The 13,725-nt window shown below is 52.5% G+C and carries 11 protein-coding genes; all 11 read right to left on the reverse strand.

Annotation, left to right across the window (positions count from 1 at the left end; translation table 11 throughout):
• Positions 1 to 375, reverse strand: a 375-nt coding sequence (locus FBQ85_15760) for a hypothetical protein (GenBank protein ID MDL1876605.1), incomplete at its 3' end; no start/stop codon positions are given.
• 957 nt (positions 376 to 1,332) lie between these two features.
• A complete protein-coding gene (locus FBQ85_15765) occupies positions 1,333 to 2,226 on the reverse strand; it encodes a hypothetical protein (GenBank protein MDL1876606.1) in 894 nt (297 codons plus the stop codon).
• A gap of 239 nt (positions 2,227 to 2,465) precedes the next feature.
• Positions 2,466 to 3,362 (reverse strand): hypothetical protein, encoded by an 897-nt coding sequence (locus FBQ85_15770; protein MDL1876607.1) that lies wholly within the window; start codon positions 3,360 to 3,362, stop codon positions 2,466 to 2,468.
• A gap of 112 nt (positions 3,363 to 3,474) precedes the next feature.
• Positions 3,475 to 5,850 carry a DUF2339 domain-containing protein gene (locus tag FBQ85_15775; protein ID MDL1876608.1) on the reverse strand — a complete coding sequence of 792 codons (2,376 nt, stop codon included), beginning with the start codon at positions 5,848 to 5,850 and terminating at the stop codon, positions 3,475 to 3,477.
• Between the two features lie 39 nt (positions 5,851 to 5,889).
• Positions 5,890 to 6,561, reverse strand: a complete 672-nt coding sequence (locus FBQ85_15780) for a phosphoribosylanthranilate isomerase (protein ID MDL1876609.1) — start codon at positions 6,559 to 6,561, stop codon at positions 5,890 to 5,892.
• Between the two features lie 8 nt (positions 6,562 to 6,569).
• Positions 6,570 to 9,044, reverse strand: a complete 2,475-nt coding sequence (locus FBQ85_15785; GenBank protein ID MDL1876610.1) for a hypothetical protein — start codon at positions 9,042 to 9,044, stop codon at positions 6,570 to 6,572.
• 295 nt (positions 9,045 to 9,339) lie between these two features.
• The gene (locus FBQ85_15790) at positions 9,340 to 11,088 is read right to left on the reverse strand and encodes a hypothetical protein (protein ID MDL1876611.1); all 1,749 of its coding nucleotides are present in this window, start codon (positions 11,086 to 11,088) and stop codon (positions 9,340 to 9,342) included.
• Positions 11,089 to 11,290: 202 nt separating this feature from the next.
• Positions 11,291 to 11,569, reverse strand: a complete 279-nt coding sequence (locus FBQ85_15795; GenBank protein MDL1876612.1) for a hypothetical protein — start codon at positions 11,567 to 11,569, stop codon at positions 11,291 to 11,293.
• Positions 11,547 to 11,696 (reverse strand): HEPN domain-containing protein, encoded by a 150-nt coding sequence (locus FBQ85_15800; protein MDL1876613.1) that lies wholly within the window; start codon positions 11,694 to 11,696, stop codon positions 11,547 to 11,549. The genes FBQ85_15795 and FBQ85_15800 overlap by 23 nt, the downstream gene beginning before the upstream one ends.
• Before the next feature lie 87 nt (positions 11,697 to 11,783).
• Positions 11,784 to 13,100 carry a hypothetical protein gene (locus tag FBQ85_15805; protein ID MDL1876614.1) on the reverse strand — a complete coding sequence of 439 codons (1,317 nt, stop codon included), beginning with the start codon at positions 13,098 to 13,100 and terminating at the stop codon, positions 11,784 to 11,786.
• A 249-nt stretch (positions 13,101 to 13,349) separates the two neighbouring features.
• Complete coding sequence (locus FBQ85_15810) at positions 13,350 to 13,685, reverse strand: hypothetical protein (protein MDL1876615.1); 336 nt, start codon at positions 13,683 to 13,685, stop codon at positions 13,350 to 13,352.
• Positions 13,686 to 13,725 lie beyond the last annotated feature (40 nt).

Below are 13,725 nucleotides of genomic sequence, written 5' to 3' on the forward strand. Positions count from 1 at the left end.
CTCGGCCAACTTGACCCAAGGCGCCTTGGCATTCTTGGTGCCGTCGAGTTCCAGCGTGACCTCGGCGGTGCGCTTGACGGTGCGCTCCAGCAGACCCTCATAGACGTAGCCGATCTGCTCGACGTCCAGGCGGCCTACAGCGACCTGTTCGCCCGCGCAGGTGTGCCGCTGCCGGAAAATGGCTGGACAATCGACGCCTTTGCCGACGCGCTGGAAGCGCTCAAGGGTAGTTGAGTCGCTGGTAATGGCCCTGTGAATCACCTTGACCGCCACAAAGCGTCCCATCGACTCCTGCCGCGCCAGATACACGGTCGCCATCCCGCCAGCGCCGATTTCTTCCAGGATTTCGTAAGGCCCGATTTTCGTAAGTGCCATCAATCTTCCCCCTGAAGAACTGCAAGTTTAACACACCTGGTAAATCGACTACAATGAATGCCATATGGAAATCACAGAAATTCTCATCGCGGCGGCTGTCAGCCTGCTGATTGGGTGCTTCGTGCCGGAACGGTGGCGAATAACCGTATTTTTTGTACTCAGTCTCATTGCCCTGTTCTGGCTGCAACCGCCTCTCCCTGTAGACAGGTTCATCTGGCTATTTCCGTTTGCAACCCTGTTTCTTACTGCCGCCGTCTGGTGGCTGACACGCTCGCCGGAAAATTCAGAAAACTGGCAGCAGATTGGCCTGCTGCTTGGTCTGGGCTGTGGGTTCGGCATGGTCATTTCCCGTCCAGATGCCTCTCCAGATTGGTTGAAATTGGCGACTATTGGCACGCTGGGTCTTGGCACTGTGGTTGGCGCAGCAGTCTTTACACGGGGTGAGATCGAATTTCGCAAACAAGCAGGGCTGGTCATAATTTTTTGTCTGGTGGTGATTCTTTTTGTTCTTAAAACGCCTGCCCTGGTGCGTTTTTTGAGCCAGGCTGCACGCTTCGCGGAGGGCATGGACACTCAGTCCGCCAGTGGGAGTGATCTTCAGTGGATTGGGATTTCGTACATTGCCTTCCGGTTGATTGCTGTGCTGCTGGACTTCCGCAATGACCGCCTGCCGGCCTTGAGTTTTCAGGAAGCGCTGCTTTATGTGATTTTCCCAGCCTCGCTTGTCGCCGGGCCAATTGACCAGGCACAGCGTTTTACAGGGGATTTACGAGCACAGTCCCGCTTAGATGCTGAACGATTGGTGGATGCAGGTCGTCGTCTTACCAGCGGGGTGTTCAAAAAATTTGTTATCGCGGACAGTCTTGCGCTGGTGGCACTGTCACCTCGCATCGCTCAGGATGCCGACACCCTCTGGGGAGCATGGCTGGTTGTGTATCTCTATGCCTTCCAGATTTTTTATTTCACGCTGGTTTCCGCCGCCACCAATGCCAGCCAATCCCCTCTCGGACTAACCGCGAGGCGTGTAATGCTGGATAAGCCGGCCTCGGCAAAATCGGCGATTTCTTGCCAATCTTTATCGCGGCTGGGATGCCATTGATGCAACTTTGTGCCTTGCGCCATCAACACGCTCGCGACCGGCGTCCAGGCGTAATCTTCACTGCCGGCCAGCGTTTGCAATAACGGCGCGGTTTGCCATGTTTCCATATCGAATTGTTTGATGAGCCATTCGTGTGCCGTGATTTTGTGCACAAAACTAATCGCCTCGCGGCCGGGAATTTTTTGCAGGCACCGCCCGGTGTTGCTGCTGATGATTTGCGCGTTCCCGTTTTGTGCGTCTCGGATTTGCAGCGCCGGCGGATTGCCCAGGATAAAAAGCGCCAACGTGTGATCATTGATCCAGGCATGATAGCCGATGGCATCCATTTCCAGAACCCTACTCGGCGGAGAGCGGCCATCAAGTGGATATTTCCAGAGCCGTTGCATGGAATCCGCATCGACACGCACAACGGAAACATACTTTCCGCCAGGCATGAGCGTTGGCGAGTATTCGCTTTCTCGGGTCTTTGTGATTTGAAACGTCGCGCGATCGACAATTTGATAACGATAGATGTCGCTTTGGCCATCATCTCGGAATGAGGAGTAAAGCAAGCCGCTGCCGTCGGGCAGAAATGCCGGTTGATTATCATAACCGCGACGCATCGTAACGTTGAGAGGCGCACCGAATTGGGGAGAGGCCTGGGAAAAAGTCGCTTTTACCAAGTAGATTTCAGTGCCGGGCGGGGATTGGCTGAATAACGAGGATGTTGAAGCAAAGCTTAATGCAAGCGCAATATACAGCTTTTTTCGCATAAGAACTCGTAAGTCAAAAAAGATGCTCTAGTACACTGTTATCTTAAAAAGAATATCCATCTTCGTTCTGTCATCCCGAGGGATCTGGTGAAATTCTAGGCCTAATGCCGAGTACTTCACAAGATTCGTCAAATGACATTTCGAAAGACACCCCAACGAATTAGGGTAACAGAGCACTAGTACTATTCAAATGCCACGGCCAAGCCGTGGCTGATCCATTTATGTTCGATTCTCATCTTTCATGGCGCCAGCGACGGGCTATACGTTACGAGAAACTCGAAGAATTTCGAGGTTTCGATCATGTCCTTGCCCGTAAACTTGATGCTGTGCGAATCCGTGCGTTGCACGATGGACAAATAACTCAACACCTCGGAAGGCCGGTAGTTTTTGAAACGAACCTCGAGTTGAATCGGCGTCGAGAGCTTGTAGGGTTTGAATTCTTTCCGGCGGTTCATCGCGGTTTTAACTTTCTCGCGAATCAAATCACAGGCAGCGGCCGGATTCAAATTTTTCGCTGAATGAAAACTGTACGCCCATTTCACCACCGCGCCTTCGATATTGCCAAGTAGAGCTGTCGCTTCTTTGACAATCGCATCGTCGCCGGAGATCATGATCACCGGCACGCCAAAGTGCCCGGCAATCGCGGCGTTGAAGCTTGCTTCTGACATGGAAACGCCATTGAGGCGGACGTCGGCCAGGGTCGCACTCGAAAACGAATGCGCGCGCACGCCCGCGGAATTCGTCGTGCTGGTATGGTAGCCGATAAAAATCACGCCGTCAAATGTTTCGTCGATGCCCTGCATCATCATCAACGGTCGCGGCCAGGAACGCACGACTTGTACGTTCTTCGGCAATTTCTCGATGAGCAAGTTCTGGCCGTTGCCGTGCGAGTCGCTTACCAGGATTTCAGTTGCGCCGGCAGAGAATGCCGCATCAATTGCGGCATTCACTTCATTCGTCATGAATTCGCGAAAGCGTTGATACTCGAAACCCTCCGGGCCGAGTTGCGCCTCGCTGACCACGCCGGCCAGGCCTTCCATGTCCGCAGAGATATAGATTTTTAGTTTTGGTTGAGCGTAAGCGAGAGGGAGGCAAACAAACAAAGACAAAATGAAAACGGCCAGGCGAGACTTCATGAGACGGCTCCTCCTTGAGAAATGCGTAAACCCAGACAATTGCCGACAAGATGCGAAGAGAGCAGGCAATAGGCAAGAGGGAAATTTTGCGCGCTTTCTGTTTGAACCCCTCTCACCCCATCTCCTCCGGCTTTGCCGGCGCGTCAAAAATAATGGTTTTATACTTCTGATAAAGATATGAAACCAGCAATAAAATCAAGCCCAAGCCGAGGAACGCAAAGATGCGGTATAGCGTGCTGAGAAAAGAAAGATCGTATAAGAAAATTTTTAAGATTGTAATGCCGAAAATGCCGATCGCGAGCAGGCGCAATCCCTGCGCGCGGCGCCAGATGCCGATCGCCATCAACGCAATCGAATACAACAACCACACGCCTGAAACGCTGAGTTGTTTAAGATTGCGCAATTGCTCGATTTTTTGTGAAATATCGGCAGACGTGTCCGGCCGATTCAGCAAGGAAATCGCGCGGTCGAAATAATCACGCGTTTCTGCGGTGAACAGTCCGAAGACAAACAAAACAATGATCGTCGGAATGCCGATCAACAACCACTTGAGCCAAGCCGGCCGTTGCTTCTCTTTTCCCGCCAAGGATTCGTTGTCCTGGCTGGCGGTGAACTTGTCGAACCGGCTTGCTTCACGCAGCAGAAACAGCGCTGCGGCGAGCAATACCATCGACAAAAGAAACCGATGATTGATCAACAGGGCAAAATCACTCAGCGGTTTGAACTGTCCCAGCGTCTGCAGCACCGCCCAAATCAGTGCGAGCGAGAGTATCGCGAGCCCGCTGTAAAGCAACGGAAACATTTTCTGGCGCATGCCGGCCAGCGTCACGGGCAGCGCGAAAAATGCCCAAACCGTCGCGAACGTGTAACCGAGTATCGAGCCGAGATGCGCTTGCGCCTGCCCGGTGGTGTTCAGCATCAACTTGGCAAAGATGTCATTGGTTTCGACCGTGAACAGAATAAACAGCAAAACACACCAAGCGTAGTGCAGGCAAATTTGCAAGAGTCCGCCTTGCTTATGCTCAATGGTTTTCATGAATCGCGCGGCGGTAAAACACGTTGCCGCCAAAATCGCAAATGCAAGAAAGCGTTGATTGAGGACGAGCTTGAATTCGGAAATCGGTTGATACGCCAGCGCGCCGTTGGTGAAGAGCAAGGCATAAACCGAAATCCCAATCAATGCCAAACCGGATTGCCAAACATGAGATAAACGCCAACGCCTGCCGCACGCCAGCAACGCGAGCGCTTCGAGCGACCAGAAGATGATTAGCTTGAATCCGGAAAATTCGATGGCAGTTGCGATCACCAACAAAATGATGGCCGTGAGCGTCAGCCGGGTCGTCGTTGAAGTCTCACTTGACGTGCGGCGCTTAATTGCCGCCATTGTGATAAAATAGACGGCGCCGAGCGCCAGAGTCATCGCGCTGGTCCAATCCTCATGGCGGTCTTCAAAAAGCGCAGCCATGCCGAGATAATACAAAGCAGCATTGAGGCCGGCAACGATTTGCCGCGGCACGTTGAACACGGCTGTTGGCCGCAACGCATGCCTCACCTCGAGACTGAAGAATAAGCCCCAAAAGATTGTGAGAAAAAATATCGTGAGGGCGAAGTCGCTTTCAGTATAATCATCGGCGAACCAGATGAAATAGACGAGATACATGCCGGCCAGCGTCAACGGCTCCAAGATCACCCAGGCTTCGTTTTTCAAAGTAACCGCGAGCAAACCGGCGCTCAACAAGGCAACGTAGGTGAATAACCCCACCTCGTTCGCTGTGCCGGTGCTGAGCATGACGGGCGTGAGAAACCCGCCGGCCCAACCGAGCACCGAGATGGCGAGCGAATCATAAACGAACGCCTGCCAAAAGGCCAAGACCGTGACGCCCGCCATCATTACCAGCGCAACGGTTTGCGGCACAAGATGATAAAAATTGAATGAAGCATAAACGCTGAGATAAAAAATCGCGAGGCCTGCGCCGATCAAACCTTGCGAAAAAATCTGCAAGCCCTTGTGATGCGAGCGATTGCCCAACACCAGCAAACCCGCGCCGATTGCAGCGCCGATGAGCACGCGCATGGTTTCGCTCAGCCAATTGTTGTCGAAGGCATATTTCAGAAAAAAGCCAACGCCGAGAATCAAGGCAAATGCGCCAATGCGATTGAGCAGCTTGCCGCCGACGAGCGCTTCCCATTCCGCGCGCGTGCGTGAATGTTTGGGCGGCGGTGGAGGCGGCAATGGTTTGGGAATCGGGGGAGTCTGTGCTTGCGGCGCTTTCGGGGAGATTGGCGTAGCTTCAGAGATGATTGCAGGACTGGCTGCCGGCGACTCTGCTGCATGCGGCATCCCGGCCGCGGCTGCCGGAGGCATCACCGTTTGTTGCCGGCGTAAAAGCTCCGTTTGCAAATAGTCAACTCTTTTGCTCAACTCGTTGACTTTGCGAATGAAAACGAGGACGAGGATGGTGAGCAGCAGGAATAAGAACATTTCCATAGAATCAAAGCGCTAAGGTGTAAATGAGTTCTCGCAAAACTACGCGAGGTTTCGAACACTTTCAAAAAATCTCGCCAACTTGTTTTCATCCAGCCTGCCATTCGTACGCACACCGCTGCAAATATCAAGGCCGAAGGGTGCGACTTCTTCAATGGCAGCGCGGACATTATCGGCGCTTAATCCGCCGGCGAGAAACAGCGGCACGTCTATGCTCTGACGAATCTCGCGGCTGATGCGCCAATTGTGTGTGCGACCGGTGCCGCCGAGTTCTTTCACTGCCAAATTGGGATTGCCGGAATCCAACAATATGGCATCGACATGCAGCGCGACTCGTTCTGCTTCTGCAATCGAGTTTTCTCCGGTGACATGAATGACTTGCACGAGCTTGATGCCAGGCAGAGCGGTTCTCAAATCAGCATAACTGCCTTTCAGCAATTCATCAACCAATTGAATCGTGTTCGTGCCGCAACGGCGCTGTTGCGCGATGATTTCTTTTGCGCTCTGTTTGCTCGTGAGCAAAAATGAAGATACACCGGGCGGAACATAGGCCGCTATTTCAGCGATTACTTTTTCCGAAATCACGCCCGGCCCGCTCGGCATCTCGGAAACCAAGCCGAGCGCAGAAGCGCCAAATTGAATGGCAAGTCGCGCTTCGGCAAGGCTGCTGATGCAACAGATTTTTACCCGAGGATGAAAACCGTTATTGAGCATTGCCATCGCTATTTCTGCGCCCTCTCAATTTCTGCCAATGCCTCTCGCGCCGGAACGCTCAGATTCGCATCAGCATTAGCTTCAACAATCGCTTGAAGACGGGCTGTCGCGTCTTTTACTTGCAAACTACCGAGCATGCCAATGGCCGCTTGCTGCAAGGCATAAACCGGTGAATGGGTGAGATCGAGCAAGGTTTTGTGCAGCTCTTTATCCGCCGGCGCGATATCGGACCAAGCTTGCAATGCTGCCTGGCGCACATCTTGATTATAACGATCATCCGAGTAAGATTTGATTGTTCCCAGCAAGCTCGCATTCTTCAGCACACCGAAAGCGTGTAGGCAGGCAATGGTGATTTCATCATACCACGATTTGCGCCCGAGTTGTCTGGCAATGAAAGCCGGATCTTGTTTGGGATTAGCCTTTGCCAGCGCCAGAATCGCGGCAGCAACCACGTCGGTATGCGCATCTTTCGTGATCACCTGCTTCAGTCGCGGCTCGGCAATCGCCGCGCCGAATTTCGGCAACGCCAGCACCGCGCCTTTGCGAATGCGATAGTCGCTCGCTTTCAACGCAACTTCGAGAGCTTGTTGCGCTGCCGGCGTGCGCACCGCACCGAGAGCCAGAGCAGCTTCCGCGCGCACCGCCCAAAAGGCATTGCTCGCGATAATCTCCGACAATGCGGCCACAGTCCGGGTATCAACAGGAAAACGGTTGGATAGTTCGCGGATGGCCCAAATGCGGCCGGGAACCGCGTCGTGTTTCGCTTGATAAATCAACTCATCTGCATCTTTGTTGAATTTTACTTCGGCAATTAAATCGCCCTCACCGTCGAAGCTTACCATGAGCGGCTTTTCGTTGCAGGAGAACGAGAATCTCTCGCTCTCATTTTCCACCCACACGCGTTCCTGCCAGGTTCGGCTGGGCGTGGCAATCGTAATCTTTACCGGCAGCTTGAACAAATCTTGGCCTTTGACGATCGGTTGAAATTGATTCACGCTGAGGTCGATCACTTTCTTTTCGGCGAGATAGCGATAACGCACTTCGAAATTCGGATGGCCGCCGTTGGCAATCCAATCATCAAAAAACCAGTGCAGGTTTTCACCCGTTGCTTCTTCGATTGCGATTTTCAAATCTTCGCTAATCACGTTCGAGTACTCGTGCTTGTGGAGATAATGGCTCAACGCGCGAAAATACGGCTCGTCGCCGAGCACGGCGCGCAGCATGTGCAGCACCGCCGCGCCTTTGAGATAGGTGTGCTCGGTGTTGTAAATCGCATTGGTGTTGTCAAAGTTGTGATGCTCTAGGCCGCGAATCATGTGATGGTTGCGCACGAAACGGAAATAATGATCTTTCGCCACCAGCACGGAATAGCGCAGTTGATCCTGGCCAAGGGATTCTTCATCCCAAAGCATCATCAAGTAACTCGCGAAGCTTTCATTGAGCCAGATGTAGCTGAGATTGCGGCAGGTCAAGCTATTCCCAAACCAGTGATGCGCAGCTTCATGAGAAATAGTAGCTTCCGCACTCCAGGGTGAAGTAATTTCCTCGAGCGCCGGCGGGCCGAAATCGTCGGGCGCGCTGGCATCGCGCAGCACGCTGGCGCGATGGCCGGTGACGCCGGTATGCTCCATCGCGCCGATGGCATAATCCGGAACCGCGATTTGATCATACTTAACCCAAGGATATCTGTAATTGAAACGCCGCGAAAAATATTCGATCATTTTGGTGGAGTTGCGAAAGGCATATGCACCTTCAGCGAGGCGGCCGCGCGGCACCCAGTAACTCAGTGGAATCTCACCGAACGCGGGCGCCAAATCGCCCTTCTCGAAATCGCCGATATAAATTGAAATGAGATAATTCGGATGCGGCAGTTTTTGCAGCCAATGATAAGCGACCTTGCCGTTGCTACGCGTCGATTGGTCAAGCAACTCGCCGTTCGCAATGACGACATACGGCGGAGGCACAGCCACAATCAGTTCAGTAGAAAATTTGTCATTCACATCGTTGTAAATCGGCAGCCAATTGGCGTGCAAACCGCCTTCACCATAAGTCGAAACATAAAACAGTTTCGTGTTGTTCTGATCGCGGCGGAAGTATATGCCACCCTGGGGATTGCATTCGTAATTGATCACGATTGCCATCGTATCTTTCGGCATCTTGCTTTGCGGCAACGTGAGATCGATGGTCGTTGAAGTTGATTTGAATGTCATGCCCACGACGCCGCTGACGCTCTGGATGCGCATGCCGATGGCGTCAATCGAAAAGGAATTCAACTCGCGCAACGGCGTTAATTTAATCGTGGCCGTGCCCGTCACTTTTCTATTTTCAAAATCGAATTCCAGCTCGGCTTTGTAATGATGAATATCGTAGTCGCGCGGCCGGTTGTCATGAAACGCGCCGGTGGGAAGCTTTTGGGAGAAGAGAAGCGAAGAATACACGAGAAGACTAGTCAAGCCAAAGTGAAATCGCATACCTTGTTTCATCAAAAACTCCCTTTAGATGTTCATGCAGACAGATTAGTCTACAAAAATGAAATCCCACAGAAAAAGAATTAAACGAAGGAACATTCAGGACTGGTAGATACCATAGAGTTGAAAATTTTTAACACTCCAATAGGCAATGAGGCCGTGATGAGGATGCAGGCTTTTAAGATATGACCGCATGCGCAAAGATCATATAAACGCGGCTTATCCTTCCCTGCCAATATGCCGACGAGAAGTGATTTTTCTATAAGCCAGTATCAATCTCAAGTGGGATGCCATTTTTATGGGCGATTTTTTAGTATCGCCAACTCTTCAAATCCGCTCCCGGCGGCGCGGTTTTGAGAATGCGCTCGACGGCGCGCGGCGCGAACATTTGATGATAACGCAGACGCGAGATCGCATTTGGCCGCGTGTGATCGCCGTTCCAGCAATGCTCGGCGCGATCGCCATAATCGACTTCACCGTCGTATGTCGGGTTGGTCAAATTCTTCAAAATCTCTTCGACGAGATAAACGGCATTGTTGAGATAAAAATTGTCCATGTCGCCGCAATAAATGTGAATCTTGCCCTGCAACTTGGGGCCGAGCGTGGTCCAATCGCGTTTGAGAATGTGGCCAAGATCGTAATTCTCGCGCCAATATTCCGCGACTTTGTGATCGATCTCTCCCGTCATTTTATCCCAAATGCGTTTGGGATAGCCATTCTCGCCTGCCGGTGAATAAACCGCTTCCCAAATATCCCATTGCTGTCCCGAACGGCTGTTCGTGCCCAACACGAGTTCCAGGTGATTCGCCTGTTCAATTGTGCTGCTGACTTCGCCGAGGTAGTTGCGCCGGCCCGGCCGCGCCACTTTTTTGAACGGGCCTGCATCGTAATAAGCGTTCTTATGCTCATAAATATTGACCAGCGTATACGCGCGAAAATCAATCGGGTCGGGACATGCCGCATAGCAGCCGTTGTATTCGTCGGGATAAAAAACCTGCGCCGCGAGCGCTTCCCAGCCGCCGGTCGAGCCGCCGTACAGAAATCGCGACCACCCGGTTCCGAGTCCGCGAAATTTTTTCTCGACGAAGGGAATCAACTCATAAGTGATGGCATCGCCATAGGGTCCGAGATTGGCGGAGTTGACGGCATAGGAATCATCGTAATACGGATTGGCGTGTTGAATCTCGATGATGATCACGCGCGGAAAATCCGGGCCGATCCAATCTTTATAAAATTGATGCGCGTGTTCCTGCACGATTTTGTTGTAACCCTCAAGACGAAAGCGCGCGCTGTATTCCGGCGCGAGATCGGGGTCCGGCGGTTCTTCACGAAAGCCGCCAAAAGTGCTGGGAAAATGGCCGTGAAAAATCATCAACGGGTAACGCGCGTTGGGATGCTCGTCGAAACCTTCCGGCAACAACACGCACGCGCCCAGCTCCATCGGGCGGCCCCAAAACTTGGTGAGGCGCTCGCTCTGCATCTTGACGTGCTTGATGTACTTCGTGTCTTGTGGCGGTACGATGGGAGGAATTTCCTGATCGAGATTTATTTTGATAACGATATTCTTCGCGGGATCAATCATCATCTTTTGCGGCATGCTGTAAAGATTGCCCGGCGCGCGATTCCATTGCTGGCCTTCTCCCCTGTCCATCGGCAGCTTCACGGTATGCCCGTTGGCGAGATGAAATGTTTCATATTTGTGCAACAACGCCTGCACGAAATATTCGCCCGGCTTGATCTCGGCAAGGCTTTTTACGGGATAACCAAAAACCGAGGCGTCAAAAAACGCGGTTTGGCCGGGCGCGAGGCTTTCAACGTCGATGCCGAAAATTTGCTGAGTCGTTTGATCGTCGCTGATTTGAAAGCGTGGCTCTTTTTCTTCGTTGGTGGAAAACATCAGCAACAGCCGGCCATCGAGCGGGGTTTTGTTTTTTTCTTGCGTGAATGAAACGGCGAAACGAAGCTTGTGCATGCGGATTTTCTCCTGTGTTCGCGCGGGGAAAGTGATCGGTAACGCCAGCAATAAACTCACAAAAAGACAGGCGCCGTGTCGAAACATGGCAACACCCTTTCATTGTGGTATTGATGAATAGTTGAGAAATGGGCGAGAGTGGCATCTTGAAAGCTGAGGGTGGATGCTGCACGCACAAATTTGCGAGAGCGAAAACGGGGACTCGAGCGGCGTCACCTCGCGCATGCGGGCTTTATCTCCACGGTATGAAGGATGGCGGCAACTGGCAGCAGCATCGAAAAGCTTGCGCTCAAAGCCGGGCCGCGTGTGCGCCATTCTTGACGACTGGCGCCACAACCAGGTGATAGCCATAGTCTAACAGGAGGTCCGTTGTTCGTTCGCCGGCATATTCAAGAATATCCATGAAACGATCATCGTCTTCAGGTTCGGTGAAACGGAGAAGTAAGGCGTTTTCACCTTCCGGGCTGGGAACGGCTTCGACAAATTTAACCTCGGGGAATCTCTTTTCGATATCCTCAGCCAGTTGAGCGATCAGCTCTTCTTGTTTATGATTGAGTCGCATCTGCATGAAACATGGCATAATACAACCGATTGGCGCAGGCATTCAAATGGCTGTGATCAAAACAAAGCTGTGCTGCCGCTAGATTCTCATTGGCTTTGCCTAACCAATGCAGGTGGTCCATACTTCCTCCCATTTTTTCATGCCACCAATCTAATCAACTGGCACTCTGCGAGCAAGCTAAAAGTAATGACCGGCCTGAATAGCCGGTCATTCCCAAGCGTTATTTCTCCGCAATGCAATACAAAAACTTCCGTCCGCGGAGAAAGATTTCACTGTCAACGATGGCCAGCGAAGCATCGACGTCGTCTTCGAGTTTGTTGCTGGCAAGGACTTCGAAACTTTCGGCGTTTTTGATCACCAATGTCATACCGTCTCTGCTGGTGAGATAAACGCGGCCCGCAGCGCCCACCGGCGAGGCATAAATGTTTGAAACCTCTTCGAGTCGCTGGCGGCTGTAAAACGGTTCGCCGGTTTTGGCGTTGAAACAGGTGAGGATGCCGCTATTGACTTTCAAAACATAAAGCTTGTTGTCGTAAAGCAACGGCGAAGGCACATAGGGCGTGTCTTGTTCATATTTCCACACGACGGAAGCCGTGTTGTTGAGATCGCCGCTGGCGCCGGCGAGTTTGATCGCCAACAGCGCGCTGCCGCGAAAGCCGCTGGTGACATAAACAATGCCGTCATCCACCACCGGCGAGGGAATCACGTTCAGCGTCATGCCGCTGCATTCCCACAGCAATTTGCCGTTGGCCAGATCATAGCTGCGCACACGGTTTGTAGCATTGACGATGACTTGCGGCTTGCCCTCGTGCGTCACCACCAGCGGCGTTGACCACGAACTGGGTTCGTCGCGATCGACGCGCCACAATTCCTTACCCGTGCGCTTGTCGAGCGCGACGATGAACGATTGCTGTTCGTGATCCCAATTCACTACCAGTGTGTTGCCGTGCAGGGCCGGCGAGCTGCCTTCGCCAAAACTGTTGCGCGTGGCCATGTCGCCGAAATCTTTTTGCCAGATGAGTTTGCCCTGCATGTCATAACAAAACAGCCCGCGCGAGCCGAAGAAGGCGATGAGATGCTCGCCGTCGGTGATGGGTGAATTCGAAGCCCAACTGCCGTCGAGATGCGTGCCCTCGTGCGGCACTTGCTCGGTTGCGGTGCGCTGCCAAATGGTTTTGCCGTCGCGGCGGTTGATCGCCATCAACACGAATTTGTTTTTGCTTGTGGGGGCGATACCGCGGCGCCTGCCTCCTTCGCCTTCCGGCGCGGCCGGTGCAGCTTCTTGTTCGGTTGGGATTGCAGAGGTGATGAAAAGATGATCGCCCCAGACGATGGGCGAGGAAAGCCCCTTGCCGGGAATCGCGATTTTCCAGCGAATGTTTTTGGTTTCACTCCATTCCAGCGGCGGATTGGCGTGCCGCGCCACGCCGTTGGCGGCGGGGCCGCGCCATTGCGGCCAGTATTTTTCGTATTCGGAAGGGGAGTTGAAAGCAAGCAACGTTCCGGCGATGCAAACCGATACGGTGATAATTTTCATGATTCAGCGCCTCATTTTGGTGTGAGGTTAACTACGATTTCAGGACACCACAGAGATTCAGCAACAAGCACAACGTCGAATCATTTAAACCTGCGAGATGAGATTTGACCTTGCTGCTCGGCAAGATGCGAAATGACAATAACGTTGCGCAGCAGCGAAAGCCCCGGCCAAGCCGTGGCTGAACATTTCAACAATACTCCTTTTATAACCTAGCAAACCTCATCTTCCCCTTTACTACTCCATTTCCCCTCACTTCTGCCTTCCGCGCTTGCCATTTGCCCAATCATCCCAAACATTGAATGATTTCATTTGCGCGACGAGATCCGTGGCATTCATCAACGCTTCGATTTCCGCACGGGTTTGGCGTTTCCAATTCACTTCCATCGTAGCGAAACCGTAGGTGACAGCCGCAGCAATTGCGGCGTTCAAACGTAATTGTTTTAAATCAACTTTATCGAAAGTATCGGAGCCGGCGTGATAATTCGGGCCGTAATTGGCGGACTCTTGATTGGCGACGAGATTGCCCACGCCTTCCATCATGAAATCGAAATTATCCGTGCCGACAATGGGCACATCGATTTGCATGAACGGCTCGAGACCCTCAACAGATTTGAGCGCTTTCGTC

This window comes from Cytophagia bacterium CHB2 (genome assembly GCA_030263535.1).
Lineage (GTDB): Bacteria > Zhuqueibacterota > Zhuqueibacteria > Zhuqueibacterales > Zhuqueibacteraceae > Coneutiohabitans.